General features: G+C 62.7%; 31 protein-coding genes. 18 read left to right on the top strand and 13 right to left on the bottom strand.

Going from position 1 to position 26,411, the window contains the following annotated elements; all coding sequences use genetic code 11:
* Positions 1-4: 4 nt before the first annotated feature.
* From QQK95_RS19940 to QQK95_RS19925, 4 genes are all read left to right on the top strand, one after another.
* Entirely contained in the window at positions 5-1,108 is a 1,104-nt protein-coding gene (locus QQK95_RS19940) for an NADH:flavin oxidoreductase/NADH oxidase (protein WP_284275825.1), read from the top strand.
* Positions 1,109-1,237: 129 nt separating this feature from the next.
* On the top strand, positions 1,238-1,555 hold the full coding sequence (locus tag QQK95_RS19935) for an SH3 domain-containing protein (RefSeq protein ID WP_284275823.1): 318 nt from the start codon (positions 1,238-1,240) through the stop codon (positions 1,553-1,555).
* 106 nt (positions 1,556-1,661) lie between these two features.
* Positions 1,662-1,940, top strand: coding sequence for a DUF982 domain-containing protein (locus QQK95_RS19930; protein ID WP_010909164.1), 279 nt, complete (start codon positions 1,662-1,664; stop codon positions 1,938-1,940).
* A gap of 29 nt (positions 1,941-1,969) precedes the next feature.
* Complete coding sequence (locus QQK95_RS19925) at positions 1,970-2,209, top strand: DUF2188 domain-containing protein (RefSeq protein ID WP_019857848.1); 240 nt, start codon at positions 1,970-1,972, stop codon at positions 2,207-2,209.
* Positions 2,210-2,311: 102 nt separating this feature from the next.
* On the opposite strand, the gene QQK95_RS19920 is transcribed toward QQK95_RS19925, so the two are convergent.
* Positions 2,312-2,596 (bottom strand): hypothetical protein, encoded by a 285-nt coding sequence (locus QQK95_RS19920; protein WP_284275818.1) that lies wholly within the window; start codon positions 2,594-2,596, stop codon positions 2,312-2,314.
* Between the two features lie 54 nt (positions 2,597-2,650).
* The gene (locus QQK95_RS19915) at positions 2,651-3,655 is read right to left on the bottom strand and encodes an alpha/beta fold hydrolase (RefSeq protein ID WP_284275816.1); all 1,005 of its coding nucleotides are present in this window, start codon (positions 3,653-3,655) and stop codon (positions 2,651-2,653) included.
* A gap of 162 nt (positions 3,656-3,817) precedes the next feature.
* Between QQK95_RS19915 and QQK95_RS19910 the strand changes: the two genes are divergently transcribed.
* From QQK95_RS19910 to QQK95_RS19880, 7 genes are all read left to right on the top strand, one after another.
* Positions 3,818-4,561 (top strand): competence/damage-inducible protein A, encoded by a 744-nt coding sequence (locus QQK95_RS19910; RefSeq protein WP_284275814.1) that lies wholly within the window; start codon positions 3,818-3,820, stop codon positions 4,559-4,561.
* 82 nt (positions 4,562-4,643) lie between these two features.
* Positions 4,644-5,477: a universal stress protein gene (locus QQK95_RS19905; RefSeq protein ID WP_284275812.1), complete on the top strand. Its 834-nt coding sequence runs from the start codon at positions 4,644-4,646 to the stop codon at positions 5,475-5,477.
* A 116-nt stretch (positions 5,478-5,593) separates the two neighbouring features.
* Positions 5,594-6,094, top strand: a complete 501-nt coding sequence (gpt, locus tag QQK95_RS19900; protein ID WP_095770312.1) for a xanthine phosphoribosyltransferase — start codon at positions 5,594-5,596, stop codon at positions 6,092-6,094.
* 209 nt (positions 6,095-6,303) lie between these two features.
* Entirely contained in the window at positions 6,304-6,792 is a 489-nt protein-coding gene (locus tag QQK95_RS19895; protein ID WP_284275807.1) for an NUDIX hydrolase, read from the top strand.
* Between the two features lie 89 nt (positions 6,793-6,881).
* The gene (locus QQK95_RS19890; protein ID WP_284275806.1) at positions 6,882-7,193 is read left to right on the top strand and encodes a PilZ domain-containing protein; all 312 of its coding nucleotides are present in this window, start codon (positions 6,882-6,884) and stop codon (positions 7,191-7,193) included.
* 672 nt (positions 7,194-7,865) lie between these two features.
* Positions 7,866-11,648 (top strand): vitamin B12-dependent ribonucleotide reductase, encoded by a 3,783-nt coding sequence (locus tag QQK95_RS19885; RefSeq protein WP_284275804.1) that lies wholly within the window; start codon positions 7,866-7,868, stop codon positions 11,646-11,648.
* Between the two features lie 307 nt (positions 11,649-11,955).
* Positions 11,956-12,687 (top strand): hypothetical protein, encoded by a 732-nt coding sequence (locus QQK95_RS19880; protein WP_284275803.1) that lies wholly within the window; start codon positions 11,956-11,958, stop codon positions 12,685-12,687.
* 79 nt (positions 12,688-12,766) lie between these two features.
* Here the strand turns inward: QQK95_RS19880 and QQK95_RS19875 are convergent, their stop codons facing one another.
* From QQK95_RS19875 to QQK95_RS19855, 5 genes are all read right to left on the bottom strand, one after another.
* On the bottom strand, positions 12,767-13,264 hold the full coding sequence (locus QQK95_RS19875) for a hypothetical protein (protein WP_284275801.1): 498 nt from the start codon (positions 13,262-13,264) through the stop codon (positions 12,767-12,769).
* A gap of 115 nt (positions 13,265-13,379) precedes the next feature.
* Positions 13,380-13,901, bottom strand: coding sequence for a hypothetical protein (locus QQK95_RS19870; protein ID WP_284275799.1), 522 nt, complete (start codon positions 13,899-13,901; stop codon positions 13,380-13,382).
* A gap of 36 nt (positions 13,902-13,937) precedes the next feature.
* Entirely contained in the window at positions 13,938-14,909 is a 972-nt protein-coding gene (locus tag QQK95_RS19865; RefSeq protein WP_284275797.1) for a DUF3592 domain-containing protein, read from the bottom strand.
* Positions 14,910-15,053: 144 nt separating this feature from the next.
* Complete coding sequence (locus QQK95_RS19860; protein ID WP_284275795.1) at positions 15,054-15,662, bottom strand: class I SAM-dependent DNA methyltransferase; 609 nt, start codon at positions 15,660-15,662, stop codon at positions 15,054-15,056.
* 39 nt (positions 15,663-15,701) lie between these two features.
* Positions 15,702-15,869, bottom strand: coding sequence for a hypothetical protein (locus tag QQK95_RS19855; RefSeq protein ID WP_284275793.1), 168 nt, complete (start codon positions 15,867-15,869; stop codon positions 15,702-15,704).
* A gap of 104 nt (positions 15,870-15,973) precedes the next feature.
* Between QQK95_RS19855 and QQK95_RS19850 the strand changes: the two genes are divergently transcribed.
* The 3 genes from QQK95_RS19850 (at position 15,974) to QQK95_RS19840 (ending at position 17,894) form a co-directional block, all read left to right on the top strand.
* Complete coding sequence (locus QQK95_RS19850) at positions 15,974-16,885, top strand: LysR family transcriptional regulator (RefSeq protein WP_284275792.1); 912 nt, start codon at positions 15,974-15,976, stop codon at positions 16,883-16,885.
* Positions 16,886-16,917: 32 nt separating this feature from the next.
* Positions 16,918-17,298, top strand: a complete 381-nt coding sequence (locus QQK95_RS19845) for a VOC family protein (RefSeq protein WP_284275790.1) — start codon at positions 16,918-16,920, stop codon at positions 17,296-17,298.
* Between the two features lie 407 nt (positions 17,299-17,705).
* Positions 17,706-17,894, top strand: coding sequence for a hypothetical protein (locus tag QQK95_RS19840; protein ID WP_284275788.1), 189 nt, complete (start codon positions 17,706-17,708; stop codon positions 17,892-17,894).
* Between the two features lie 33 nt (positions 17,895-17,927).
* Here QQK95_RS19840 and QQK95_RS19835 read toward each other — a convergent pair whose 3' ends face one another.
* Complete coding sequence (locus QQK95_RS19835; protein WP_284275786.1) at positions 17,928-19,001, bottom strand: glycoside hydrolase family 25 protein; 1,074 nt, start codon at positions 18,999-19,001, stop codon at positions 17,928-17,930.
* Between the two features lie 238 nt (positions 19,002-19,239).
* On the opposite strand from QQK95_RS19835, the gene QQK95_RS19830 reads away from it, so the two are divergent.
* Positions 19,240-20,220, top strand: a complete 981-nt coding sequence (locus tag QQK95_RS19830; RefSeq protein ID WP_284275784.1) for a DUF1402 family protein — start codon at positions 19,240-19,242, stop codon at positions 20,218-20,220.
* 25 nt (positions 20,221-20,245) lie between these two features.
* Entirely contained in the window at positions 20,246-20,860 is a 615-nt protein-coding gene (locus QQK95_RS19825) for a DedA family protein (RefSeq protein ID WP_284275782.1), read from the top strand.
* 11 nt (positions 20,861-20,871) lie between these two features.
* Here the strand turns inward: QQK95_RS19825 and QQK95_RS19820 are convergent, their stop codons facing one another.
* The 3 genes from QQK95_RS19820 to QQK95_RS19810 all read right to left on the bottom strand — a co-directional run bounded on the left by QQK95_RS19820 (position 20,872) and on the right by QQK95_RS19810 (position 23,420).
* Positions 20,872-21,663 (bottom strand): phosphodiester glycosidase family protein, encoded by a 792-nt coding sequence (locus tag QQK95_RS19820; RefSeq protein ID WP_284275780.1) that lies wholly within the window; start codon positions 21,661-21,663, stop codon positions 20,872-20,874.
* 122 nt (positions 21,664-21,785) lie between these two features.
* Positions 21,786-22,412, bottom strand: a complete 627-nt coding sequence (locus QQK95_RS19815) for a transglutaminase-like cysteine peptidase (RefSeq protein ID WP_284275778.1) — start codon at positions 22,410-22,412, stop codon at positions 21,786-21,788.
* A 135-nt stretch (positions 22,413-22,547) separates the two neighbouring features.
* On the bottom strand, positions 22,548-23,420 hold the full coding sequence (locus tag QQK95_RS19810; protein ID WP_284275776.1) for an undecaprenyl-diphosphate phosphatase: 873 nt from the start codon (positions 23,418-23,420) through the stop codon (positions 22,548-22,550).
* 165 nt (positions 23,421-23,585) lie between these two features.
* Between QQK95_RS19810 and QQK95_RS19805 the strand changes: the two genes are divergently transcribed.
* Positions 23,586-24,491: a hypothetical protein gene (locus QQK95_RS19805; RefSeq protein ID WP_284275774.1), complete on the top strand. Its 906-nt coding sequence runs from the start codon at positions 23,586-23,588 to the stop codon at positions 24,489-24,491.
* A 6-nt stretch (positions 24,492-24,497) separates the two neighbouring features.
* Here the strand turns inward: QQK95_RS19805 and QQK95_RS19800 are convergent, their stop codons facing one another.
* Positions 24,498-24,710, bottom strand: coding sequence for a hypothetical protein (locus tag QQK95_RS19800; RefSeq protein ID WP_284275771.1), 213 nt, complete (start codon positions 24,708-24,710; stop codon positions 24,498-24,500).
* A 149-nt stretch (positions 24,711-24,859) separates the two neighbouring features.
* The gene (locus tag QQK95_RS19795) at positions 24,860-25,258 is read right to left on the bottom strand and encodes a GFA family protein (RefSeq protein ID WP_284275769.1); all 399 of its coding nucleotides are present in this window, start codon (positions 25,256-25,258) and stop codon (positions 24,860-24,862) included.
* 108 nt (positions 25,259-25,366) lie between these two features.
* Here QQK95_RS19795 and QQK95_RS19790 point away from each other — a divergent pair, with 108 nt between their 5' ends.
* The gene (locus QQK95_RS19790; protein WP_284275767.1) at positions 25,367-26,395 is read left to right on the top strand and encodes an isopenicillin N synthase family dioxygenase; all 1,029 of its coding nucleotides are present in this window, start codon (positions 25,367-25,369) and stop codon (positions 26,393-26,395) included.
* The last annotated feature ends 16 nt before the right edge of the window (positions 26,396-26,411 follow it).

Below are 26,411 nucleotides of genomic sequence, written 5' to 3'. Positions count from 1 at the left end.
CTTCATGACCGCATCGCTTTTCCAGCCGATCACCCTCGACGGCCTCACCTTCCCCAACCGCATCGCCGTGGCGCCGATGTGCCAGTATTCCGCCGAGGACGGGTCGGCCAGCGACTGGCATCTCTACCACTGGATGAACCTGGCCATGTCCGGCGCAGGCATGGTCACGGTGGAGATGACCGATGTCGAGCGGCGCGGGCGTATCACCCATGGCTGCCTCGGGCTTTACTCCGACGACAATGAGGCCGCCGCGCGCCGCACTCTGGACGCGGCGCGGCGCGTCGCAGCACCAGGCACGAAATTCGGCACGCAGCTCGCGCACGCCGGCCGCAAGGCCTCGAACCGCAAGCCCTGGGAGGGCGGCGGGCCGCTGCAGCCGAACGAAGATCCCTGGCAGACCGTCTCGGCTTCGGCCATCGCCTACGACACCGGCTGGAACGTGCCGCGCGCACTCGATGAGGACGAGATCCTGCAGCTCATCGAGCGGTTCGCCCGAGCCGCCAGGCGGGCCGAACGCGCCGGCTTCGACTTCATCGAACTGCACGCAGCACATGGCTATCTGATCTTCCAGTTCCTGTCGCCACTGTCCAACCAGCGCACGGACCGCTGGGGCGGCTCGCTGGAAAACCGGATGCGTCTTGTCGTCGAAATCGCCAGGGCGGTGAAGAAGGCGGTGCCGAAGCTGATGCTCGGCGCGCGGCTGTCGGTGAAGGACTGGGTCGACGGCGGCTTCGACGTCGAGGATGCAATCGAGGTGGCGAAGGTCCTGAAGGCCGAGGGCATCGCCTATCTCTGCTGCTCCAGCGGCGGCAATTCCCCTTTGCAGAAATTGCCCACCGGCCCCGGCTATCAGGTGCATCTGGCGGAAGCCGTGCGCAAGGGCGCCGGCATCCCGACCCGCGCGGTCGGCCTGATCGACGATCCCCAGCAGGCCGAGGCTGTCATCGCCGAGGGCCGCGCCGACATGGTAGCACTGGCGCGCGCCTTCCTCGCCGACCCGCGCTGGGGCTGGCGTGCGGCCGCCACATTCAAGGAAAAGATCCATCCGGCGCCGCAGCTCGCCCGCTCGGTGACGACGATGGAGCACTGGATGAAGGCGGCGGGCTGAAAACAGCCAATTCTCCCGATACCAGTGCGATCCTGACCGGCTCGTTTGCCACGGCCCGCTTCAATTCTGGCCGCAAACTGTTACGCTGGGTGAGGCTGCGGCGGGCGCGGCCGGGCTTGGGAGGAGATCATGTCATTCAGGGCATTCTTGCCGGCTGCGATGCTTGTGGCTGTCGCCGGCTTTTGGCTCGGCGCATCGACGCCAGGCGTCGCGCAATATTGCGAGGGGACTGTGCACGGCCTGTCCGGCCGCTACAATCTGGCGACCGGCAGCGGCTTTCTCGCCGTGCGGACACGGCCGAACTCGTCATCGCGGATGATCGGCCAGCTGTTCAATGGCGATCACGTCGAGATTTTCGACCGGCGCGGCAACTGGTATCAGGTCGAAATCGGCGGCACGACCGGCTGGGCGAATGCACGCTGGCTGCGCAACGACTGCGGCTACTGAGACGCCGATGCATGTCGCCCAAAACGCGCCGCAAAACGCGACGCGACCTTTGGGCGCAGGTTCCGGGCCACTTTTGCAACCAAATTGGCTGCTTTGCGTTGCGGCCATGATGGACAACAAACCTTTTGAAACGCCGGTCGTGGTCGAACTCGGCCATGTCGGCAAATATCGCCATATCCGCAGCACCCAGGAAGCGGCGGAGTGCCTCATGACGGTGTGGCCGCTCAATCGCGGCCCGCGTCATCGTGATGCCCTCGACACTTGCCTCAAAGTGCTGGAAGGTTATCGTTCGACAGCGGAAGCGCGACGGGCATTGATCGAGGCCGCCAGGGAATCGGAAGTGCTGGTGCCCGACGACAAGCTATCCGACGACCGGCTGCATTGAGCAGGCGGACCTTTCAACCGGAGGTTTTTATGGCGAAGCTGACTTACAAGATCGTCGAGCATGACGGCGGCTGGGCCTACAAGGTCGGTTCGACCTTCTCGGAGACATTTCCCACCCATCAGGATGCGTTGCGCGCAGCCGAGATCGCCTCGGCCGAGCAGCAGGTGGCAGGCGCGACGGACGGCATCCAGTATGAGGACGCCGACGGCAAATGGCACGAGGAACTGGCCGATGGCCGCGACCGGCCACAGACCGAAGTGTCCGACTAGACCCTCCTCAGAAGAGAACTTTCCGGAAGGAACTGGCAGGGCGCCGACCGCGGACGTCAGGAGAGACGACGTCCCACGGTCAGCGGCTGCCCAACGGCTGAATTATTTGCCGCAATAGTGATCGTTGACGTTCAATCCGGCATTGGCATCAGGACCGGCCGTATTGGAGGCACAAGGTCCGGAGGCGCCCGAATTGCCAAGGCTGTCCAGCCCTGAGCGGTCGCCATTGATGCTTCCGGTCGTGTTCTGGTCGACGCCGGAAGACTGTTCGTTGCCGAACGGCCACCAGTTGTGATGGTTTGAATACGCGCCGTCGGACGATTGCGCCATCGCCGACGTGGCGAGACCGATCGTCAGAACCGACGCTGCAAGAAATTTCCTGTACATTGCATTACTCCGTGTCTTGGTCGCCTTGGGTGCGACACGGGGTAAACCCGGCAGTCAGCCGGTTGGTTCGTTGAAATTGTCGTGAGGCTGCGGTGATGGAAACGCGCGCGCGGCAATCCGCTCGATGAAGCCGATCACCCGCCTGGGCTCGACGAATTGCGGCATATGACCGACGCCGTCGACGGGTTCGAAATCGAGCCCTGCGATCTTGCCTCGCATCGGCTCGCCATGGATGCGGATGTCGATGACGCGGTCGGCGGTTCCGAAGAGGATGCCGGCCGGCATGACGATCTCGCCATAGCGTTGCTCGATGCGGCCGAGATCCTGTTCGACGGCCACGACATCGGCTGATGTCGCCTGGAAATGGGCTGGCCGCAGCCCGAGCCAGCCGCCGCCTTCAACCATATAGTCCGTCGGAAAAGCCTGAGGCGCGAAGATGAATTCCATTGTCGGCCGCGCATAGCGCAGGCTCAGGGGTATCGCCACGGTATAGGCCATGATCCAGCGCTGCAGGCGCGAGGGGATATAGAGCAGGTCAAACCGCTGGCGTGCCCTGTTTTCCAGATGTGTCAGCGGCGCCAGCAAGGCAATGCCCGAAATTGCCTCGGGATGTTCCACGGCCAGGGTCAGCGCGACGGCGCCACCCAGCGAGTGGCCCACCACCAGCGGCCTTTCCAGCTCCAATTTTTCGATGAAGCGGCGCACCAGGGCCGCCTGTTCAGGCAAGCGGCCAGTGGCACCGTTCGCGCGCGTCGAATAGCCCGATCCCGGGCGATCGAGCGCGATCAGCCGATAGCCCGGGCCGAAACGTCCCAACAGCGTATGCCGGAAGTGATGGAGTTGCGCACCAAGCCCGTGCAGGAAGACGATCGGCCGCCCCTCGCCCACATCGACATAGTGGATGCGGTTGCCGTCGACCTCGACGAATTTTCCGACCGGCGGCACCTGCCTTTGCGCCTTCGCCGCGATCCACAGCGTCGCCAGCACCAGGCAGGCGATCCCCAGGACCGCCAGCAGCAAAAACAGGGCCAGCAGCCATGACAGGATCGATATCAGCATTGTTCACCCGGACCAGAACCCGTTTGAGCTTACCCGCATCCGGTGATGCTGCAACCTCGCATCGAAACGCGCGCGTCCAGGGCGGATGTTCACCGCCGACATGGCATTGCCGTCGGCCATGCGCCGCGCTATTTCAGGCGACCCGTCCTGCCGGAGCCCTCCATGACCGAAATCGTTACCGCCGCCATGCTCGTCATCGGCGATGAGATACTCTCCGGCCGCACCAAGGACAAGAACATCGGCCACCTCGCCGACATCATGACGGCCGTCGGCATCGACCTGAAGGAAGTGCGCATCGTTCCCGACGAGGAAGACGAGATCGTCGCGGCGGTGAATGCCGTGCGTGCGCGCTACACCTACGTGTTCACCACCGGCGGCATCGGCCCGACCCATGACGACATCACCGCCGATTCGATCGCGAAGGCGTTCGGCGTGCCCTGCGAATACGATGCCAAGGCCTATGCGCTGCTGGAGGCAAGTTATGCCGCGCGCGGCATCGAATACACCGAGGCGCGCAAGCGCATGGCGCGGATGCCGCGCGGCGCCGACCATATCGACAACCCGGTGTCGGTGGCGCCCGGCTTTCGCATCGGCAACGTCCACGTCATGGCCGGCGTGCCCTCGATCTTCCAGGCCATGCTCGACAATGTCGTGCCGACGCTCAAGACCGGCACGAAGATGCTGTCGGCGACTGTGCACTGTCCGTTCGGCGAAGGCCTTGTCGGCGGGCCGCTGGGCGAGATCCAGAAAGCCCATCCGGATACGATCATCGGGTCCTATCCAAAGTATGGTGACGGCAAGTTCTGGACCGAGCTGGTCGTTCGCGCCCGCAGCCAGCAGGCGCTCGACGCCGCGCGCGCCGATGTAGAGGCGATGGTAGCGGGTTTCGCCGCCAAGGCGAGTTGAGCCGGTTCAGGCCGGAACAAAGCATGGCGCGCCAGCGTTGCTTTCACGCGAGTTCGAACACTCGCCAGATTGAGGGATCACCATGCGCTTCAAGACCATCGTTGCCATTCTGCAGAACGAGCAGGACGCCGAACGCGTGCTCGACTGCGCCATTCCGCTCGCCAACCGCTTCGAGAGCCACCTGGTCGGCATCCATGCCGAGGCGCTTCCGGTGCCCTACACGTCGGCGACCGGTTTTCCCGATACCGAGTTCCTGCAGGTCTCGGCCGACATGAGCCGCGAGCGGGCCGACAAGCTTGAGGCCGTCTTCCTGCGGCGCATCGAGGATTCCGGCCTCTCTTTCGAGTGGCGCAGCCTGGAGAGCTTCTCCGGCGACAGCGCGCTGACAGGCATTTCAAGCGTGCGCGCCGCCGATCTCGTCATTGCCGCCCAGCGCGAAACCGGCGGCGACCCCAGCGCCGATGTCGACACGCTGGTCTATGACGCCGGCCGGCCCGTGCTGGTGGTGCCGAGTGCCGGTCCGCTGGTCACCACGTTCAGACGCGTGCTGCTTGCCTGGAACGGCAGCAAGGAGGCCGCCCGCGCCGCCTTCGACGCCCTGCCTTTCATCATCGAGGCCGAGAAGACCGACATATTGGTCATCGATCCGCCCGATGCGTTCGACGAAAGCCCGGAGGCCGCCGGCGCCGAAATCGCGTCGGCGCTGTCACGCCACGGCGCCACCGTCAGCGTGTCGGTGCAGAAATCGGGCGGCACTTCGGTCGACGACATGATCCAGAACCGGGTCGCCGAGAGCGGCGCCGATCTGCTGGTTCTTGGCGCCTACAGCCACTCCTGGCTGCGCCAGCTGCTGTTCGGCGGGGTGACGCGCACGGTGCTGCGTACGGCACAGGTAGCGGCCTTCCTGTCGCGATAAGTCCACAGCCATCGCTGCCTGCCGCCCTTGCCAAGGCCGAGGTTTTCCAGTTAATTCCGCGCGCATTCCCCTGTTTTTGTGCACGCGGTCTTCGCGTGCTGCGGAGTGCGCGAACAATGTCCCTTCCCGAAAAAGCCTTCCCGGTCTCCTGGGACCAGTTCCATCGTGACGCCCGTGCGCTTTCCTGGCGCCTTTCCGGCGCCAACAAGGGGCAATGGAAGGCGATCGTCTGCATCACACGCGGCGGCCTGGTTCCGGCGGCGATCATCGCGCGCGAGCTCGGCATCCGCATCATCGAGACGGTCTGCGTCGCCTCCTATCACGACTACACCAGCCAGGGGCAGTTGCAGGTGCTGAAGGAGATTACGCCCGCACTGCTCGCCGACGACGGCGCCGGCGTGCTGATCATCGACGACCTGACCGACACCGGCAAGACCGCCGGCATCGTGCGCGCAATGATGCCCAAGGCGCATTTCGCCACCGTCTATGCCAAGCCGAAGGGCCGGCCGCTGGTCGATACTTTCGTCACCGAGGTCAGCCAGGACACCTGGATCTATTTCCCCTGGGACATGGGCTTCACCTACCAGAAGCCGATCGCCGACGACCACGCCGGCTGATTCGCAACACGCCGCTTTTCCAGTTAAGCCGCCACCGACGACAATATCTGCTTCCGTGGACGGGTCCCCGGGGCAAGATATCCTGTGAAATCGACCTTTGTTGACGGGAATCGGCCAGCCTGACCAAAGTTTTTACTTTTATTGGCCAGAATTAGCCGTAAGATTCGTAAGGCGGCAAACGATTCTGGAGGCTGGGGCTAGCTTCTCCGATGTTGACAAGGCCAACGACGCACAACCACCTGGCTGAAAGGGTCCGGCGACTCTTCGGCACCGCACCGTGTCGCCTGCAGGTTGCCGCCCTGCCCTGGCGCGATACCGGAAATGGCGTCGAGATCATGTTGATCACCAGCCGTGATACTGGCCGCTGGGTGCTGCCCAAGGGCTGGCCGGAGGCCAGGGAGCCGCTCTGCGAGGCGGCGGCGCGCGAAGCGGGTGAGGAAGCCGGATTGCGCGGAACGGTCTCGCATCTCGAAGCCGGCCGCTATTTCTATGCCAAGGTTCTGGCTTCGGGCGAAGAAGTGCCTTGCGAGGTGCTGGTGTTTCCGCTGCATGTCGACAAGATCGCCGACCGCTGGAAGGAAAAGCGCTCCCGCACCCGCAAATGGGTGAGTTCCAGCGAAGCGGTGCGCATGATCAACGAGCCGGACCTTTGCCAGATCGTCGCCTACTTCTGCGCCGACCCGCACAGATTCTCGTAACTGGCATTTTCACAACCCTGTGATGTGCCGAGCATGAATGTTTTGCTAATCCTTCTTCGCTAAGAATCGACCAATCTGGCGTTTGATCGATGGCGAATCCTGTAGACCCACTTCAGCAACATACCGGCGAGCCCCAGCGCGAGCACCGTCCACGCGTTCTCAAGGGTGGAACCGTCATCACCGGGATTCAAAACTCGGAAATCGCCGTCATGCTGCGCAACCAGCATGCGGGCGGCGCCGAATTGAAGATACCGCTCGAGGCACGGGTGCCCGACCGTTTCCTGCTTTATGTGCCGCTCGACGGCGTTGCCTATCGCTGCGAGGTCCGCTGGCGCCGCAACGACCGGGTCGGCGTGCAATTCACCGGCACCGAGCCGAAGCCGAAGCTGCATTACGGCTGATATCCGGCATGTCGGCCCGACAGGTTTTTCGAGGCCGACCAGATTTGCTCCCGACGGACGCCTCCTGGCGGTCAAGGACCTCGGACCCGCCGCTCGAAACGGCAATCGCAAAGGCGCATTTCTATCCCCGTTATCCACATGTGTGACACACAAGATGTTGGGGTCACAAAAGCTACGCAAACGAATCCTTGACGGCGCAAAACGAGTCGCCTTTTATAGGCCATGTGCTCCTGTTGAGAGCGCGACCGGAAAGTTCTGAGCCCGGTCTTTTTCCCGGATTATGTGCGTTTTTGCCCGCATTTCCGCCTGTTTACGAGGCCGGCGGAAGCGTTGGGATTGTGGGGTGGTGGGGCGACGAAAGGGAGAATTGTCGGACTGGAATAAATTGTCTGTTAATACTATATTTAGTGTTTGCAGGTAGGTTCGACGCTAGATAGTGTGAATTTCCCTCGAGTGAGGGAATCGAAAAAATCAGATTTGAGGGACCCGCGGGGTTCGCCGGCGTGTTGTGACAGAGGCTTCATGAGAAGCCCAGGCAGCATTGCTGGGGAAGATCGCGGAATGGAGAGCCGGCCGTTTTCGAACGCCGGCAGACGGCGGACATGCGCGTTTCGCATCAGGGGGAGAAATCCCTGGGGAAAAGCGCTATATATAGACAAAAGGACCGGACCAATGCGCATCGAGCGTCGCTTCACCAAGCAAGGGCAATCGGCTTATGCGGAGATCGAATTCCGCAAGGCGCTTTCCGAGATCAAGAATCCGGATGGCTCGGTGGTGTTCCGTCTCGACAACATCGATGTGCCGGCGCAATTCTCCCAGGTCGCCGCCGATATCCTGGCGCAGAAATATTTCCGCAAGGCCGGTGTGCCCGCGCGGCTGAAGAAGGTCGAGGAGAACGACGTCCCCTCCTTCCTGTGGCGCTCCGTTGCCGACGAGGCGGAACTCGCCAAGCTGCCGGAAGCCGAGCGCTACGGTTCCGAGATCGACGCCCGCCAGGTCTTCGACCGCCTGGCCGGCACCTGGACCTACTGGGGCTGGAAGGGCGGCTACTTCAAGTCGGAGGAAGACGCGCGCGCTTTCCGCGACGAGCTTGCCTACATGCTGGCCACCCAGCGCGTCGCGCCGAATTCGCCGCAATGGTTCAACACTGGGTTGCACTGGGCATACGGCATTGACGGTCCGAGCCAGGGCCACTTCTATGTCGACCCCTTCACCGGCAAGCTGACCAAGTCGAAGTCCTCCTACGAGCACCCGCAGCCGCATGCCTGCTTCATCCAGGGCGTACAGGACGACCTCGTCAACGAGGGCGGCATCATGGATCTGTGGGTGCGTGAGGCGCGCCTGTTCAAATATGGCTCGGGCACCGGCTCCAACTTCTCGTTGCTGCGCGGCGAAGGCGAAAAGCTGTCTGGCGGCGGCCGCTCGTCCGGCCTGATGAGCTTCCTCAAGATCGGCGACCGCGCCGCGGGCGCCATCAAGTCGGGCGGCACGACGCGCCGCGCCGCGAAAATGGTCATCGTCGACGCCGACCACCCCGATATCGAGGAATTCATCGACTGGAAGGTCAATGAAGAGCAGAAGGTCGCCTCGCTGGTGACCGGCTCCAAGATCGTCAAGAAACATCTCGAAGCCATCATGAAGGCCTGCGTCAATTGCGAAGGCAATGGCGAGGACTGCTTCGATCCGGCCATCAACACGGCGCTGAAGCGCGAAATCAAGGCGGCCAAGAAGTCGGCGGTGCCGGAGAACTACATCTATCGCGTCATCCAGTTCGCCAAGCAGGGCTACACCTCGATGTCGTTCAAGACTTACGACACCGACTGGGATTCGGATGCCTATCTGACCGTTTCGGGCCAGAACTCCAACAATTCGGTGTCGCTGAAGGACAATTTCCTGCGCGCCGTCGAGGACGATGCCGACTGGCACCTGACCGCCCGCAAGGACGGCAAGGTCTTGAAGACGCTGAAGGCCAGGGACCTCTGGGAAAAGATCGGCTACGCCGCCTGGGCGTCGGCGGATCCGGGCCTGCATTTCAACACGACGATGAACGACTGGCACACCTGCGCTTCGGCCGGTGCGATCCGGGCGTCCAACCCGTGCTCGGAATACATGTTCCTCGACGACACGGCCTGCAACCTCGCCTCGATCAACCTTTTGCCCTACCGCAACGCCGACGGCACGATCGACATCGCGGCCTACGAGCACACGGTGCGGCTGTGGACCATCGTCCTCGAAATCTCTGTCATGATGGCGCAGTTCCCGTCGAAGGAGATCGCCAAGCTCTCCTACGAATACCGCACGCTCGGCCTCGGCTACGCCAACATTGGCGGCCTGCTGATGACCTCGGGCATTCCCTATGATTCCGACGAGGGCCGCGCCATCTGCGCCGCGCTCACCGCTGTTATGACCGGCGTTGCCTATTCAACATCGGCCGAGATGGCCGCCGAACTCGGCGCCTTCCCGGACTATGACCGCAACGCCCAGAACATGCTGCGCGTCATGCGCAACCATCGCCGCGCCGCCTATGGCGACAAGGACGGCTACGAGAAGCTCGCCGTCAACCCGGTGCCGCTGGTCGCCTCCGACCTCAAGCAGCAGGCGCTTGCCGAGCATGCCAAAGCCGCCTGGGACCGCGCCATCGAGCTCGGCGAGGAGCATGGCTACCGCAATGCGCAGGCGACCGTCATCGCGCCGACCGGCACGATCGGCCTGGTCATGGATTGCGACACCACCGGCATCGAGCCCGACTTCGCGCTGGTGAAGTTCAAGAAGCTCGCCGGCGGCGGCTATTTCAAGATCATCAACCGCGCCGTGCCGGAAGCGCTGCGCACGCTCGGCTATTCCGAGAGCCAGATCGCCGAGATCGAGGCCTATGCGGTTGGCCACGGCAATCTCAACCAGGCGCCCGGCATCAATCCCGGCTCGCTCAAGGCCAAGGGTTTCAGCGATGACAAGATCGCCGCGCTCAATGCGGCGCTGAAGTCGGCCTTCGACATCAAGTTCGTCTTCAATCAGTGGACGCTCGGCGCCGACTGGGTGAAGGAGACTTTTGGGTTCACCGACGAGCAGCTCAACGACTTCTCGTTCGAGATGCTGCCGGCGATGGGCTTCTCCAGGAAGGACATCGAGGCCGCCAACATCCATGTCTGCGGTGCCATGACGCTGGAAGGCGCACCCTTCCTCAAGGCCGAACACCTTGCCGTGTTCGACTGCGCCAGCCCCTGCGGCAAGATCGGCAAGCGCTCGCTGTCGATCAACAGCCACATCCAGATGATGGCCGCCGCGCAGCCCTTCATCTCCGGCGCCATCTCCAAGACCATCAACATGCCCAACGATGCGACGGTTGAGGACGCCAAGGGCGCCTACATGCTGTCGTGGAAGCTGGCGCTGAAGGCCAACGCGCTCTACCGCGACGGCTCGAAACTGTCGCAGCCGCTCAACGCCTCGCTGCTCGCCGATGGCGAGGAGGACGAGGACGAGGCCGTCGAGCAGCTGATCGCGGCCCCGGCAGCCGCGCGTGCGGCGCAGATCACCGAGCGCATCGTCGAGCGCATCATCGAACGCGTGTCGCGCGAGCAGGAAAAGCTGCCCGGCCGTCGCAAGGGCTACACGCAGAAGGCCAAGATCGGTGGCAACACCATCTTCCTGCGCACCGGCGAATATGATGATGGCCGCCTCGGCGAGATCTTCATCGACATGAACAAGGAAGGCGCCACGCTGCGTGGCCTTCTCAACAACTTCGCCATCGCGATTTCGCTCGGCCTGCAATACGGCGTGCCGCTCGACGAATATGTGCACGCATTCACCTTCACCAAGTTCGAGCCGGCCGGCATGGTCATCGGCAACGATGCCATCAAGAGCGCGACGTCGATCCTCGACTACGTGTTCCGCGAACTCGCCATCTCCTATCTCGGCCGCAACGACCTCGCCCATGTCGACCAGTCGGACTTCTCCAACACCGCGCTTGGCCGCGGCATCAGCGAAGGCAAGACCGACGCCGTTTCCAAGGGCCTGACGCGCGGTTCGCCGGTGAAGCTGGTGTCGAGGGCGATCGGCAACGAGCCGAAGGGCTTTGCCGGCGCCGGCACCCCTGCCCGCTCGGCGCCGACGGCTTTCTCCGGCTCCAATGTGCTGGCGCTCAAGCCTGCCAGCGACGAGGCGGTCGCCTACAAGCGCGACTATGAGGATCGCGCCAAGGAACTGGCCGAGGACATCGCCTTCGAGGAAGCGGCGGGCTCTGCTTCCGTAGCCTCGGACGCCACGGCGGCGCTGTTCACCGATGCGGCCGCGAACGAAGCCGCCGAAGCGAAGAAACTCGCCGCCGACCGCCGCGCCAAGTCACTGCTGCAAGGCTACACCGGCAATTCCTGCTCCGAGTGCCAGAACTTTACGATGGTGCGCAACGGGACGTGTGAGAAGTGCGATACCTGCGGTGCCACGAGCGGGTGCAGCTAAGAATCTGAAACGACGACGCCAAAACGCAACATCATCGGCCCGGTCGTAAGATCGGGCCGAAGTAGTAAACGGAACAAAGAGGGTACATCACATAAGGATGTCTTTATGTGACATCCTCTGAAAACACCTAAGGCCGCCCCTCCCGGAGCGGCCTTAGGTACCGCGAATAAGCCGAAGCCCACGCGGGGCGACGAGATCGGAATCCCATCTCCTGTTGCAAGGTTATTATATGGAGATTCTGATCAAGGAGTCGAGAAGGCATCGGTAGTTGGCGTGACTTTAACGGCTCAAGAAAGGCCTTCTCGTTATGAAAACCGAACCACAAATTAGTGCCAATAAATTGATCGAATATTGTTTCGCTCGATCGACTCGTCGAACTGTGATCATTGAAGAAATCATCCGACCTAAGAACTTCCTCCTCGACACGCGCTACAACGAGATTGAGCGCGCGATGATACATTTCATTGAAACTCATGGCCGTGATGACAGCCGACTATCACAGCTCGACGGAGCCTTGTTGTCGCGCCAACCTGCCACTTCGCATGACGAACAGAGGCTTCTTACGGCCCACGATGCAATCGAGCTCTGTCGTACTATGAGCTTGGCTAAACTGCCTGCTGCCGCGAAATTGATCGGCATTTCAGATACCCAGCCTAAATTCTCCCTTGGCGGCGTCTCTGTTAGCGTCCGGCCCACAAACTCAGTGAAACTGGCACAGATAGGAAATAAGGAATTGGGCCTTGGCTTGATCAAGCCTTACTTATGTAAAACGCTGCCACTGACGACGGAAACTTCGTCACTCCAAGGAGCTCTTCTCCACTGGTATGCGGAAGAATTCTTCGAAGGTGCAGGAGAGCCTCGTGCAGAATTTTGTTTCGTCGTTGATGTGTTTGCGCAGAAGATTTTCGCCGCGCCCGGCAACTTCAGCCAGCGCAGAAAACTGCTCGCGGCCTCGTGCCAAGAGATTGCCGACCGTTGGCAATCGATACGGGCAAGGCTAGTAGCCAATGAAGCGTCCCGTCAGACAGGACTTAGATAAGCGGCCTACTATGTCCACCTTCTCCCTTTTCCGGGAGAAGGTGTCCGACGGTTGCTTCGCCGAAGACCCTAGTCCCGGCTCATCCCGCCGGCAACACCCGCAGCGTCTGCTCGTCAAACAGCGGCTCGTCTTGCCCCACCCGGACAAACAGCACTTTCCGCCCCTCGCCCGATGGCACCTCGAAATACTGGATGCCGTCGGGCATTTCGCCCCAGTCGCCGCAGGGCGGGTCGGGGATCTCGTTGGGGTCGGCCTTCGCTTCCAGCTCTTTTGCATAGGCGGCGTCGGGGCTGAATGTGTAGCGCTTGACGCCGGCGGGCAGACTTCCCTCGGTGTAAGGCGTCAGCACGCAGCGGGCGCTGACGGCCTTGTCGGTCCTTTCCAGGAACAGGCGCTGCAACGCGACCTCGGCGGTTTCGCCTGGTTTGATATCGAACACTTCGACCAGCGGGGCGGCCGCGCCGCCATCGCTGTATTTGATGGCGAGCGCGTTGCCGACGAATTCGAAATGGATCTGGCGGAAGCCGAAGTCGCAGCGCTGCGCCCAGGCGGCAAGGCCGATCGTTTTGTCGGCCATTTTTTCCCAGACGCATTTGTCGATCGGTGGGCGCGATGGCGCGGGTTCGTCCGCCGCGGCGGATGTCGTCACGGATGCAAGCAAGGCGCAGGCCCAAGCGATCGATCGCATGGCGCTAGTCATCGCTGCATCCTGTCAGAGTAAAAGCATCCCAGGCAGACCCGTCCGGATTGGCCTTGGCGAAATCGGCCCATTCCGTGAAAGCCACGCCGAAATCGGGCAGCAACAGCCCTTTCGGCGCCGGTGTCGCTTCGCGCGAATTCAACTGTTCGGCGCCGCCGCCGGTCAAGGCGTAGACCTGGCCATCCCATATCCTGCACAGTCCGCTGCCATCCTGCAGTCCGGCTTCGCGGTCGTCGTCGGTGCAGGCGTGGCGGATGGTGCCGAGTGGAAACGAATTCTTGCCATTGGTCCAGGTGATGTCGGCCGGCAGGTTTTTGTCCGTGTTGGGCACGCTCAGCGAAAACACCTGCGCCGTCAGCGCCGCCGGCTCATTGTCGAGCGGCCGAAATTGCAGGACCGCGCCGGAGCGCGGCTCGCGGTAGGTGGCGTGGCTTAGCAGACATTCCTTGGCGGTCGCCCCCTGGATCGGGCCGAGTAGGCCCAACAATACAAAGGCCAGTTTGCGGATGATCACGAGATGTCTCCGGAAAAGCATCATGAAAGCCCGCACTCACACCAGCCCGACCAGCAAAGCCGCGCCACCGAGAAAGCCCGCCGAACAGACCCACAGCAGCCAAAGTCCCCTCACCCGGCATTCGAGCACGGCCGAGGTAGGGTTGGCGGGGTCGTAGTGCACGTCGACCTTGCTGCCCTCGGCATAGCTTCGGGCCTGGCCGCTGACGAGGCCGGGCAGCGAAGCCGTCACTGTGGCGCCGAACGTCACGCGGTCAGAACTGTAGCGCTGGCCGGCGACGCCATAGCTGTAGACGATGCGAGATTTGAAGACGGTGCGCCAGCGTTGATAGCCGCTATAGTTTCGCAGCGCCTGCAGACCTGAGGACTCGATGCGGCCGGCGGCGACCGGCCATTTTGCCGCCTGCCCGGCCAGCGATTTTTGGACAAAACCCATGCGCAGGGCAAACAGCCCCATGAACAGCAGCAATGCCGCGGCCCCGAGGTTCTGCGGCTTGGGCAGATGCGGCCGGATCGCCTCCAGCACGCCGCCGACGGAAAACACCAGCACCGCTGTGCCGATCACCAACCCGGCCGAGAGCTGGACCATGAACTTGAAGGCGCCGTCCGGCATGGTGCGCTCGATCACGGCCTTGCTCGGATCGGCCGGATTGTAGAAGACGGTCACCTCCGCGCCGCGGGGAAACTGCGCAAGGGTTTCGGTGACTTCGAAATTCCCCAAATTCTCCTTCACGCTGTAGCGCGAGCTTTGAAATTTCTTGCCGCCGACTTTGTATTCGAAGGTGATCGCCGGAAAATTGCGCATCTCGGTGGTATCGCTGCTGTCCGAGCCGACGCCCGAGCTCCTGACCTCACGCGCCTCGACGCGCGACGAGATGATCTTTCCCGGCGTCGGCAACCAGCGGCTGAGCGCCTGCACCTCTCGCCATTTCAAGAAGGTGATGAGCGACAGCATGCCGGAGACCGCGCAGGCAAATCCGACAAGCAGAAATTTGAGTTCCAGCTCCATCCTGATCCCCCCGGAGTGCAGGAACCGGCACTAGACAGCACCGCGGCGGCAATGTCTCGCTTATTCGCAAAGTCGAGAGATGAGCGGCCAGGCGTCACGCGCGGCTCTCCTTCGCCCGTTGTGGGAGAAGGGAAAAAGATCCCTTCATGACGGCCTCACAGCCAGGAAGGTGTTCCATTCCTCGCTGTTGCGGCCAATGTTGAAATCGTCCCTGAGAAGCACCAGCCCGGCGGCTTCGAGACGGGCCGCGAAGTCGTCCCTGCGCCACAGGACCGTATGATAGCTGCCTGATGTCTCGCCGTCGCCATTGCGCATCGATACGAGGAAGGCACCGCCTAGCCGCAGCGACCGCGCTATCTTGGCAAGCACCTGGTCGATCTGGTCGCGCGGCACATGGATCAGGACGGCGAGCGCCAGGACGGCGTCATAGGGGCCGCCGAGATCGTCGGTGAGGAGATCGAGAAGCTCACCGTGCTTGCCGCGCGCCGCCTGTAGCTCGAGAAACCGTTTTGTCGCGTCGGTGCGCCGAACCTTGACGCCCAGGCCTTCCAGAAAGTCCGCATCGTAGCCCGCTCCGGACCCGACTTCCAGAATCCGGCCTGACGTGCCGGCGATCGCCACCAGACGCTTCAGCGATCCCTGCTCCCTCTCGTTGGGGACATGCCGCACGATAGCATCGTAGCGATCCGCATAATCCTCATAGGCGCTGATCGTTTGACGGCTCTTCGCCAGAGCCTGCGACAACACATCCATCTTGCCCTCCCTTGCGTCCATGTGGGTCAAAAAACTTCGTCAGTGAAGGGTGCCGGGAGGCACGTGTCCGTCGAGGACGCCGATGTCGCGCAGGAAATGATCCGACAGCGAACGGTGGTCGAGCAGGTGGCGCCTGCGGGACCTGAACGGCGCGGTGAAGAGATCGAGCATCGGACGACGAAGCGTGCTGTAGAGGGTGGTGGTCATAGCCCTGTCCTTTCGGGTTCGATTTGATGACCAGAGCATGCCTGCTCGCGGCCTTGGCTTCCAATCGAACGTCGCGTAGCATGCATCAGGAGGATTGATGCGTCATGAGTTGGGAACTACCGCCATTAGGGGCCATCAGGGTCTTTGAAGCCGCGGCGCGGCTGGGCAGTTTCACCAAGGCCGCGGAAGAACTGGGCATGACCCAGTCCGCTGCCAGCTATCAGATCAAGGTGCTGGAGGAGCGCGCCGGAACGCCGCTTTTCATAAGAAAAACAAGGCAGATTGCCTTGACCGAAGCTGGACAGCAGCTGGCGCCGCATGCATCCGGCGCGTTCTCGGCACTCGCAGATGCTTGGGTCGCCACCAAGGGCGGAGCGACCGGCGTGCTGTCGGTCACGACCATGGAAACCTTTGCGACGAACTGGCTGGCCGTATGGCTTGGAACATTCCAGCTGATGCATCCAGACCTTGCCGTGAAGGTCAACACATCGCCCCGGCTCGTCGATTTCACACGCGAGGACATGGACATCGGCATCCGGACCGGCACCGGAAACTGGCCCGGTCTGACCGCGCACTATCTGTTCAAGGCCGACTACACGCCCATGCTCAGCCCAAGACTGGCTGAAAGCGTGGGCGGCATCCGGCGCCCCGAGGATCTCTACAAGGTGCCGCTGTGCTGCGCCGACGATCCCTGGTGGAAAATCTGGTTCGAATCCGCCGGCGTACCCTTCGAGCCCGATCGCGTGATTGCGGGCCCGATGCTGGGTTCGCAGGCCTACGACGCGATGGCGGCTTTGACCGATCGGGGCGCGGCCATCCTCACCCGCAATATCTACAGCGCCCTGCTGGCGAAGGGCCAGTTGATACAGCCCTTCGAAGTCCTCGGATCCGACGGCGACGGCTATTGGCTGGTACATCTGGAAGGCCGCCGCAACGTGCCGAAGATCAAGGTGTTCCGCGACTGGGTGCTGGCCCAGACCGCGGAGATTCGGGCGCAGGAAGAGCGCCAGACATAGGCTTGGAGGGTTCACTCGCTACAGAGGACCAGATGATCGATCACATAACCATCGAAGTGGGTGACCTGGAGAAGAGCAAGCTCTTCTACGAGCGCGCTTTCGCGCCCCTGGGATATCGCCTGTCCTTCGGCAAGGAGGGTGTGTTCTGGGCTTTCGATGTCGGCAATGGCTGCCTGTTCGAGATCCAGCGAACCGGCGAGGCGCCGCCGCTCACCCATCTGCATGTTGCCTTCCGCGTCGGCAGCAAGGCTGAGGTCGATGCGTTCCACCAGTCAGCGCTGGCAGCCGGCGCCAGAGACAATGGCGCACCCGGCCCGCGTCCCGGCTATGCGCAGAATTACTACGCCTGCTTCGTGCTCGACCCCGATGGCTACAACATCGAGGCGATGATCAACGAGCCGTCGGCTTCATAGAGCACCGATAGGAGCCGAGGATTGGGGACGATATGAATCTCGCCTCTCTCAGCCCTCGGTTCCAGTCCCCCGTGTCGCGCAAGGCCCGGCATCGGCCGATCGGTTGATCCAGATCAACGCGAACGCATCGTCCGTGCTGTCTCCTCGGCCATCATCCCAAGGAGAACGAACGTGTCGACTTACGACCTCATGGTTATCGCCGCAGTCCTGCTCAGCTTCGCGTCATTTTCCGCGGTTCTGGCTTTTGCCACCTATGACGAATCGCGTCGCCGTTATCCAAGATAAGGCGGTCGGACCGGTTGGATGGCGGTCGGGCGGCCATTCACACGACGAAGTGATATAGGTGCAATTTGACGACGGATCGGATGGAATGAGAACGTCTGGAAGATAACAACCGGAAGACGGCCATGAGCGACGAAAACGAGGACGACACCGACATCGTCAACCAGCTCGCCTATGTCAGGGCCGATCCCACCCAGCACGATACGATTACGCTTCTCACCATGATCGATGCCGCGATTGCCGAGATCATGGCGTTGCGGAGACAGCTGCGGCTGAGCGAAGACAGGAATGGCGGGAGCAACCAGCTCCAATAGACGGCAGGACCTGAACGAATGGCGACGCGGCCGCTAATCCGCGTCGGCCATCATCTGACGGCCGCCGCCGCCGGCCCAGGCGCGCCATTGCCGCTCGTCGCCATGGAAGACGTTGAGGTCGATGCGGCCGGTCACGCCGTGCGACAGGCCGGAGCCGGAATACTGCCAGAACAGCCATTTGCGGCCGGGATAGACCTTTGACGGATGCCGCGCCACCGCGCGCAGCCAGAACGGGTAGTCGAGGAAGGCGCCCTGGAGGTTGTCGCGATAGAAATCGGGGGAGGTGTAGATGATCGGACGCTGGCCGTAATGGCGTTCAAGCTTGTCCATGAAGACCTGCATCTTCTCCAGCACCTTTTCCCGCGACGGGCGCCGCTTGCAGCTGGAGTCGCCGTTCCACTCGACGTCGATCACCGGCGGCAGCGCGCCATCGACCTTCGGCACGTTGCGGATGAACCAGTCGGCCTGCTCGCCGGCGGTGCGGCACCAGTAGAAGAAATGATAGGCGCCGCGCTTCAGCCCGGCCGCATCGGCATTGCGCCAGTTCCTCATGAACATCGGATCGAGATGGTCGCCGCCATCGGTCGCCTTGATGTAGGCGAAGTTGGCGCCCTGGCTGCGCAGCTTTTCCCAGTTCACGTTGCCTTGCCAGCGCGATACGTCGACCCCGTGCACGGCAAGGTGCCTGGGCGAGCCCCGGCCAAAATTGATCGGCTTGGCATCGCGAAAACCGTAGCGCGTGACCGGCCCGGCAAGCATCGCCGGCGCGGCGCGCGACAAGAGTTTCGGCGGCGAGACCAGGGCCGCGGGCTCGATGGGCGGATCGACATTGTCCGGCAAAGCGGGCGCCGAGAGCGCCACGGTTTCTTCCTCCGCCAGCCCAAAGGGCCGATCGGGAGCGTCCTCGGGCGCGGCCTCGGCCAGCTTGCGCGCATTGCTGGCCTTGCTCACGGGAACGGATGCGATCGGTGCGCTTGGCCGCACCACCGAACTGGTGGTTTCATTCGACGGCTTCTGAATGTCGAGCGCGTCCATGCCCGATGTCGACGAGCAGCCGGCGAGGCATAGCGATGCGATCACGAAACTGAGGGCGCCTGGTAACCGCATCTGGACCTGTACTCAAAACACAACAGACCGAAGGCAACGGCCGACGGACAACCGGGCCAGTTATGAATGAGAAATTACCAATAAAGTTTGAATCAAGTTTTTTACCATGACTGTGACCCGTTTCAGACATTCGCCGTCGATGCCGCCGGCCCAGCCTTGACAGTGCCATGATGTGGCTGTTGAGACGGGAGGCGGCCTTCGCCGCAGGCATTTTCCACGAGTTCTCAAAAGGCGCCCGATGATTGCGTTGCAGCGGCTTCTCCTGGTCCCCCTGCTCGCGGCCCTCTCCTGCGGCGGCGCACTGCTGGTTGAGACCGCGCATGCCAGCGCGCTGATCGTCGTTCCTCCCGGCAATCGCTCCGAAACGCAGCCGCAGATCCCGGATGCATCGGCGACGCGAACCCGCGCCTTCAAGACCACCTACGCGGAAAAATACGAGAAGATCGTCGCGCTGCTGAAGCGCGAGAAGAAGCTGGTGGCGCATATCAAGCAGGTCGCGGCGGCCTACGATATCGACCCCATCCATATTGTCGGCGCGCTGGTCGGCGAACACACCTACAATGTGACGGCCGTCGGCTCGGTCCAGACCTACTATGTGAAGGCGCTGTCCTATTCCGGCCTCGACTTCGCCTTCCGCTACAAGGGCGTGCCGGTGCAGACCTTTGTCCAGCGGCCTGAATTCACGGCCTGCGCCGGGGCGAAAGACAGTGCCGCCCTGTGGAGCTGCCGCGACAAAGTGTGGATCGACCATTTCCGCGGCAAGACGGTCGACGGCGTCACTTATGACGCGATGACCTTCCAGCAGGCCTTCTTCCAGCCCTTCTTCGCCGGCCAGACATTCGGCCTCGGCCAGATCAGCCCGCTGACCGCGCTCGAAGTGACCGATCTGGTCAACAGGGTCAGCGGCTACGACAAGCTCACGCCGGATCACCCGCAGGCGATCTATCGCGATGTCATGGATCCCGACCGCAGCATTGTCTACATCGCCGCGATCGTGCGCGATGCCATCGACGCCTACAAGGAACAGGGCTTCGATATCTCAGGCAATCCAGGCATCACGGCCACGCTCTACAATGTCGGCCAGCCCCGGCAGCGGGCAGCCGACCTGCACGCGGCGCTCACCGGCAAGGGCCGCAAGCTGCCGGTCGAGAATTATTACGGCTGGCTCGTCAACGACAAGCTCGAAGAACTCAGAAGCCTTCTCGACAGCGGCAGCTGAGAAACGCTGTTAAACAGGAGCTTGCTTGCAGGCGTTCATAAACCAGAGCGTTTGTTTCATCGAGAACCATCAGGCGTGGGCCGGCCTCGTGGTCGGGCTGCTGGCCTTCGGCGAGTCGCTCGTGCTGGTCGGAATCCTCTTGCCCGGCACCACGGTGCTCATCATCGTCGGCGGCCTGGTGGGGGCGGGTATCGTCCAGCCTTTGCCCGTCCTTCTGGCCGCGATGATCGGGGCGGCGCTCGGCGATACCATCTCCTATTTTCTCGGCAGATGGCTGGGGCGGGGCGTTGTCCACAAATGGCCGCTCAACCGCTACCGCCGCGAGGTCGCCAGGGCGCGGCTGTTCTTCCACCGCTATGGCTTCGCGGCGGTTTTCGTCGGCCGCTTCTTCGGCCCGGTCCGCGCCACCGTGCCGCTGGTCGCCGGCATGATGGGCATGCACCGGCGCCGCTTCCAGATCGCCAATATCCTGTCGGCGATCATCTGGGCGCCGGTCGTGTTGTCGCCGGGCTGGCTGGTGGCGAAGGGCGCCGGCAGCATTCCCGAGCTCGACGTGACCAGCCTGTTCGGATTGGCGGCGATCGCCGTGGCCGCCTTGATCATCATAGTGGTGATCGCGCTCAAGCACCGGAGCAGGTGATCCGCCCCCGCCTAGCCGCGCTTCCTGAACACGCCGATCATCGGCCCCAGATTCCAGTAGTCGTCGTTGCGGCCGATGGCGGGCGCGAACAGGCTCGATATCGTGCCATCGAGAAACAGCGCATTGTCGCAGCCGAGTGCATCGCGAAACAGCCGGGCGAATGCATGGAAATTCACCGTGCCGTTCGAAATGGCAAAGACCGCGACACCATCCTTGCGCACCCCGACGCCGTCGCGGGTCTTGCGCGAGGTGCCGTCGGACTGGAATTTGGGATGGAGCTGGCCGTCGACCACCAGCATCGGTCCAGATTGCGTGGCATAGTCGGTGGAAGGCCGCTTCCTGACGAAGTCCCTGGTCGCCTGGACCGCGGCCTTGCCGCCGCCGATGTAGAAGATGCCATTCGGCTGCAGCGAAAAATTGCCGCTTCCCGATCCCGTCTTCACGCCGGCCATTTCCTGGCCGCGCTCGACATAGAGGCCAACCGGCCTGAGGTCGGGATGATACATGCCGGCGTTGATAGCAAACAGCATGGTGCGGCCGGCCGCGCGCTGGGCGGTGTCGAGATTGTGAAGCGACTGAAATGGCTTGCCGGCCGGGTCCTTCCAGAACAGTTCGATCGAATACAGCTTCGGATCGACCTCGCAGACGAGATAGCTGGTCGCCTCGAAGGTGAGGTCACGGCACGGCGGCAGCGACACGAACCATTGGCTGAATGCCATCGTGCTGGCGACCGCCTGGGGCAGCGCGGCTTTGACCAGGCCCAGCAGCAGGGGCGCCGAGTTCAGAAGTGTCAGAAAGTCCATGCGCCTGCGGATGCCAGCTTCAATCAGCTGTCGTGGTTATCACCACTTGCTGGCACGATGGAAGGCCGGCACCAAAAGGATCGGATCGAGGTTCATGCTCGGACACGGCGGAGCCGACCCGATTATTTGACGGCGCTGACCAGCTGTTCGTCGCCACCCAGAATGGAGACCCAGTGACCGGTGTTGTCGCTCGCCTGTCGCTTCAGGTAGCGATAGCTTGTCTGGTTCCAGAGGCGGACCTTGTCGGTCAGATTGTCGAGGATGAAGTCGCCCTTGTCGGTGCGCACCGTCAGCACGGCGTGACCCTCGCCATCAGGCTTGCGAACCACCGTCATCAAAAGATTGGCTATGGCAATGCCCAGGCTGTTGAGCTCGCGCCGCTTTTCCAGCGCGTAATCCTCGCAGTCGCCAAAACCGTTGTCCGGATAGGCCCACCACTCGTCCTTGCCGTAATTGTCCATGTCGCTCATCGGCTTGACGCGCGTGTTGACCGAGAGATTCACGGCCGAGATATCGTGCAGCAGCTTGCTGGTCAGGTGTTCCGGTACGCTGTCGGACGAGCGGATCGAGCATTCGGCGACATGGATCTTGCAAAAATCATAGTGGCCGATCGGCTGGGAGGTCGAGCCGCCGACAACCATGGAAACGGGCGCGGCATAGGCCGACCACGCCACCGAACAGAAAGCGGTCACGAGAACCGCCAGCCCCAGCCCCTTCGCCTTGCGGCGCCAACCCATCGAGGATGCCATCCGGCCCCACCCATCCGTTTTGTTAACAGAATGTTAAGGGCGGTTATATTCCGAAGTCAATCAACCCTGGCGATCACATCTGCGAGGGAGCGACTCACGCGCCCAACTGGTTGCCGGCGCGCAACACCAGGCCCGCTAAGCCAGCCATCCCATCGCCAGGCCGAGCAACAGGACGACGCCGAGCAGGCCGCGATAGATGACAAAAGGCCAGGCGGAAAAGCGTTCCAGCACCCGCATCAGGCCCCAGATGGCAAAGAAGGCGGAGATCGAGGCGACGACCAGCCCGGTGGCGAGAACCGACCAGCCATGGGCGTCGAGGTGAACCTTGTGCAATTCCCACAGTTCCTTGAGACCGGCAAGCGCGATCGCCGGCAGCCCGAGCAGGAACGAGAAGCGCGCCGCCTCGGCCCGCTTGAAGCCAAGCCCCAGCGCCGCCGTCAGGGTCGAGCCCGAGCGCGAAACGCCGGGGATCAGCGCGCCGATCTGGGCGACGCCGACAAGCAGCGCATCGGCGAGAGACGCCTCGCCAATGGTCCGCTTGTGCCGGGCGAAAATCTCGGCCAGCGCCAGCAGGATCGCCATGACGATACAAGACCAGCCGATCACGCTCAGGCTGCGCAGCGGCGAATTGCAGGCGTTGAGAATGCCCGATAGCGCGACGCCGGCAATGACGATCGGGATCGTCGCCAGCACGATCCAGGACGCCAGCCGGAAATGCCGGTCGGAAAAATCGCGGCGCGTGAGGGCGTCGAGCGAGCCGAACAGGAGATCCCTGACATCGCCCCAGAAATAGCTGATCACAGCGGCAAGGGCGGCAAGCTGCATGGCGGCGGAGAAGGCCGAGCCCGGGTCCTGCCAGCCGAGTACCGCCGGCACGATGCGCATATGGGCGGTCGAGGAAATCGGCAGCAATTCGGTGATGCCTTGCACCAGGCCGAGAAAGGCGACTTTGGCAAATCCCAGGCCGACGAAGCCGGTGTCCACCCCTTGGGTGCAGATGTCAGCCATGTCGAGCCTTTCCGTCGGAGAATCCTGAAGAGCGATCCGCGCGAGGAATAGACGCGCGATGCGCGGATTCCTATTTACGGATTTGTAAGGCGCCGCTTGACAAGCCGCCCGTTCATATTATTCTCCGCTAATCTTACACTGTAAGTTAAGTGACGGAGGAGAGCCATGCTGACCGCCCTGTCAGAATTACAGCCCTTGCCAGAACCGCACTCGCCAGCCATCGCGATCGAGGATGTCTCGCGCGACGTCAGCCGCATTATCGAGCGCGCCGAGGTGAACGCCTGGGTCGACCTCTATGCCGCCGCGCCGGCCGACTTTGCCGCAAGGCAAGGCCTTTCGATAGCGGGAGAAGGCGACCTCGCCTGGACCACCTGCACGACGATCCCGTTCGTCCATTTCAATTGCGTGAAGAATTTCGGCGTCGACAGCCCGGCCTCCGAAGGCCAGCTCGACGCGCTGCTCGCGCACTACCGCGCCGCCGGCATTTCGCGGCCCTGGTTCTATGTCAATCCACACGCCGAACCATCACGCCTGAGATGCTGGCTCGAGGCGCGCGGCCTGCAGCGCCAGGGCGGCTGGGAGCGGATTTATCGTGAGGCCGAACCGCTGTCGTCCGAGCCGCTCTTCACGGTTGACGGGGTTTCAGTCGAGCGTGTCACGAAGGCATCGGCGAGCGAATGGGCAGGCTTCATCGACAGAAGCTACCGGCTGCCCACCTCGCCCTGGCTGCTGGCTCTGGTCGACCGACAGGGCTGGCATCACTATATGGCCAGGCGGGATGGCGCAGTGGCGGCGGTGCGCTCGCTGTTCATCGGCGCCGACGGCGCGGCCTGGAGCGGCATCGAAGCGCCGGTGCCGGGCATCATGGCGCCGAGCTTCGATCTCGACGCGGTGCTTGGAGAAGCGCTGGTGCGTGACGGGATTGCGGCCGGCGCGAAACTGTTCGTCGCCGACATCGAGGCGCCGCACGAGGAACGCGACGGCCCGGCCTACCGCAACTACGCGCGCCTGGGCTTCAGGATCGCCTATTTCCGCAGCCACTACAGCTATCTGTCGCCTAGCTCCAACTGACCGCGCCTAACTGCGCAGCCATTGCTGGAAACAACTTCTGGCCACGATATGGGCCGGCGGAACGACCGGCTGATCGCCGCGTGCGTCATCGGGCGCCCGGCTGCGAACCCGTTCGAGCAGCATGCGCACCTGTTCCGGGCGCACACGGTCGCGCTCCATGACAAGCAGGACCATCGGATCGCTCAAAAGCTCGTCCAGGGTGCTGATGCTGTCGTTCATCCGTCGTCTCCTCGATGCCGGCCCGCGCAGCATAGATAGGAGGACAATGATGGCCCGCCAATGACGTTTTGCCGGCTATCGCGTGATGATTTGGATCAATTTTTGGTCATGGTTCACCTTCCCTTCTCCCACAAGGGAGAACGAAAGGCCTAGCCTGGCGGGGGAGCGCCTTCATATTGCGGCAGGCCGTCATCGAGCACCACCCAAGGCTGTTTCGAGGCGGTGAAAATATGCATCTGCGGCCTGAAGACCGTGGGATCATCGAGCGAGCCGGTGGTGATGCCGATAATGCCGGCGGAATCGCGGCGCGAAAACATCGTCGTGCCGCAGCTCGGGCAAAAGCCGCGCTTGAGATCGGGCGAAGTGTTCACGGTCGCCAGCGGTCCCTCGATGGTCACATCATCGATGCGAAACAGCATGCGCGCGTTGAAGGCGGCGCCGATCGCCTTCTGGCAAAGCCGGCAATGGCAGATGCGTTCGTTGATGGGTGCCGCGTCGGTGCTGTAGCGCACCGCTCCGCACAGGCACCCGCCCCGATGTTTAGCCATATCACCGTGATCCATGATGAGAGTGTGCGGTCGAGGTAAATGGCGGGACCGATTGGGTCAATTGAAAAGCTTTGATACAGTTTCATCGATTACCGTGATGGGGAGATCGTGACGCAAGACATCGAAACCATCGGCATTGCGGATCTGTTCGGGCCGCCCTCGCCCGGCCGCGATCGCGCCGACATCGGCATCATGGCCGCCGCGTCCGGAATAGGCTTCATGGCGGTTCGGGATTTTCCCGGCGATGCCTGGCTGACGCCGGAGCGCCGGGCGCAATTGCTGCGCATCTTCGCCCTTCCCGACACCGAGAAGCAGAAATTGCTGCGCTGGAATTTCGACCGCACCAGGAAGAATGTCTATCGCGGCTGGTTTCCGCTGCAGCCGACAGCCGTTTCCTACAAGGAAGGCATCGACATGGGTCCGGATATCGCCGACGCCGTCGGCGTTTCGGCATCCGACGATCCGCTGTGCGAGCCGACGCCGCTGCCGGCTGAAGACATCTTGCCCGGCTGGCGCGCGGCTGCGGCGGACTATTACCGCGCCATGGGGACGGTCGGCAACGCGCTGATGCGCTCGATCGCGCGCGGGCTTGGCCTGCCGGAAGCGATCTTCGATCCCTATTTCGAGCACGGCATCTCGACCTTGCGCCTGATCCGCTATCCCCTGCGCGACGCCAATGCCGGCGTCGACATCAGCGGGCCTGACTTCTCGGTCCTCCACAAGGGGGAGACGCGCACCATCATCGGCCGCGAGCATGCCGATTCCGGTTTCGTCACCTTGCTGGCGCAGGATGGGGTCGAGGGTCTGCAGGCCAAAAACCTCGCCGGCGAATGGATCGACGTGCCGCCCGCCAACGGCACGCTGGCGGTCAATTTCGGCCAGTTGCTGGAGCGCTGGACTGGCGGGCGTGTGCGGGCGACGCGGCACCGCGTGATCGCACCCAAGACGGTGCGGTTTTCGATCCCGTTTTTCTATGAACCGCGTGTCGACGCCGAGATCGCGCCGCTGCCCCTGAGCGGCGCCGAGCCTTTCGAGCCGTTTCTCTACGGCGACTATCTCTGGGAGTCGGCGACAAACTTCGTCGAGATGGCCGGTATCAAGCATCTCAGGCAGCCGCGCCGCGCCAAGGCCTCCTGAGCCTGGGCGCGATCGT

Origin of the sequence: Mesorhizobium huakuii (assembly GCF_030160235.1) — a bacterium.
Classification (GTDB): Bacteria; Pseudomonadota; Alphaproteobacteria; order Rhizobiales; family Rhizobiaceae; genus Mesorhizobium; species Mesorhizobium huakuii.
Note: the sequence above shows the minus strand (reverse complement) of the source record. Positions and strands in the feature narration are given on the sequence as shown.

Excerpts from the sequence above, each read along its gene's own strand:
- QQK95_RS19830 (WP_284275784.1), top strand. The coding sequence starts at position 19,240 with ATGATTGCGTTGCAGCGGCTTCTCCTGGTCCCCCTGCTCGCGGCCCTC.
- QQK95_RS19885 (WP_284275804.1), top strand. The coding sequence starts at position 7,866 with ATGCGCATCGAGCGTCGCTTCACCAAGCAAGGGCAATCGGCTTATGCG.
- QQK95_RS19860 (WP_284275795.1), bottom strand. The coding sequence starts at position 15,662 with ATGGATGTGTTGTCGCAGGCTCTGGCGAAGAGCCGTCAAACGATCAGC.
- QQK95_RS19880 (WP_284275803.1), top strand. The coding sequence starts at position 11,956 with ATGAAAACCGAACCACAAATTAGTGCCAATAAATTGATCGAATATTGT.
- QQK95_RS19805 (WP_284275774.1), top strand. The coding sequence starts at position 23,586 with ATGCTGACCGCCCTGTCAGAATTACAGCCCTTGCCAGAACCGCACTCG.
- QQK95_RS19850 (WP_284275792.1), top strand. The coding sequence starts at position 15,974 with ATGAGTTGGGAACTACCGCCATTAGGGGCCATCAGGGTCTTTGAAGCC.
- QQK95_RS19865 (WP_284275797.1), bottom strand. The coding sequence starts at position 14,909 with ATGGAGCTGGAACTCAAATTTCTGCTTGTCGGATTTGCCTGCGCGGTC.
- QQK95_RS19920 (WP_284275818.1), bottom strand. The coding sequence starts at position 2,596 with ATGTACAGGAAATTTCTTGCAGCGTCGGTTCTGACGATCGGTCTCGCC.
- QQK95_RS19905 (WP_284275812.1), top strand. The coding sequence starts at position 4,644 with ATGCGCTTCAAGACCATCGTTGCCATTCTGCAGAACGAGCAGGACGCC.
- QQK95_RS19890 (WP_284275806.1), top strand. The coding sequence starts at position 6,882 with ATGGCGAATCCTGTAGACCCACTTCAGCAACATACCGGCGAGCCCCAG.
- QQK95_RS19820 (WP_284275780.1), bottom strand. The coding sequence starts at position 21,663 with ATGGACTTTCTGACACTTCTGAACTCGGCGCCCCTGCTGCTGGGCCTG.
- QQK95_RS19895 (WP_284275807.1), top strand. The coding sequence starts at position 6,304 with ATGTTGACAAGGCCAACGACGCACAACCACCTGGCTGAAAGGGTCCGG.
- QQK95_RS19815 (WP_284275778.1), bottom strand. The coding sequence starts at position 22,412 with ATGGCATCCTCGATGGGTTGGCGCCGCAAGGCGAAGGGGCTGGGGCTG.
- QQK95_RS19875 (WP_284275801.1), bottom strand. The coding sequence starts at position 13,264 with ATGGCCGACAAAACGATCGGCCTTGCCGCCTGGGCGCAGCGCTGCGAC.
- QQK95_RS19930 (WP_010909164.1), top strand. The coding sequence starts at position 1,662 with ATGATGGACAACAAACCTTTTGAAACGCCGGTCGTGGTCGAACTCGGC.
- QQK95_RS19845 (WP_284275790.1), top strand. The coding sequence starts at position 16,918 with ATGATCGATCACATAACCATCGAAGTGGGTGACCTGGAGAAGAGCAAG.
- QQK95_RS19910 (WP_284275814.1), top strand. The coding sequence starts at position 3,818 with ATGACCGAAATCGTTACCGCCGCCATGCTCGTCATCGGCGATGAGATA.
- QQK95_RS19925 (WP_019857848.1), top strand. The coding sequence starts at position 1,970 with ATGGCGAAGCTGACTTACAAGATCGTCGAGCATGACGGCGGCTGGGCC.
- QQK95_RS19935 (WP_284275823.1), top strand. The coding sequence starts at position 1,238 with ATGTCATTCAGGGCATTCTTGCCGGCTGCGATGCTTGTGGCTGTCGCC.
- gpt (WP_095770312.1), top strand. The coding sequence starts at position 5,594 with ATGTCCCTTCCCGAAAAAGCCTTCCCGGTCTCCTGGGACCAGTTCCAT.
- QQK95_RS19940 (WP_284275825.1), top strand. The coding sequence starts at position 5 with ATGACCGCATCGCTTTTCCAGCCGATCACCCTCGACGGCCTCACCTTC.
- QQK95_RS19835 (WP_284275786.1), bottom strand. The coding sequence starts at position 19,001 with ATGCGGTTACCAGGCGCCCTCAGTTTCGTGATCGCATCGCTATGCCTC.
- QQK95_RS19810 (WP_284275776.1), bottom strand. The coding sequence starts at position 23,420 with ATGGCTGACATCTGCACCCAAGGGGTGGACACCGGCTTCGTCGGCCTG.
- QQK95_RS19915 (WP_284275816.1), bottom strand. The coding sequence starts at position 3,655 with ATGCTGATATCGATCCTGTCATGGCTGCTGGCCCTGTTTTTGCTGCTG.
- QQK95_RS19795 (WP_284275769.1), bottom strand. The coding sequence starts at position 25,258 with ATGGCTAAACATCGGGGCGGGTGCCTGTGCGGAGCGGTGCGCTACAGC.
- QQK95_RS19800 (WP_284275771.1), bottom strand. The coding sequence starts at position 24,710 with ATGAACGACAGCATCAGCACCCTGGACGAGCTTTTGAGCGATCCGATG.
- QQK95_RS19855 (WP_284275793.1), bottom strand. The coding sequence starts at position 15,869 with ATGACCACCACCCTCTACAGCACGCTTCGTCGTCCGATGCTCGATCTC.
- QQK95_RS19840 (WP_284275788.1), top strand. The coding sequence starts at position 17,706 with ATGAGCGACGAAAACGAGGACGACACCGACATCGTCAACCAGCTCGCC.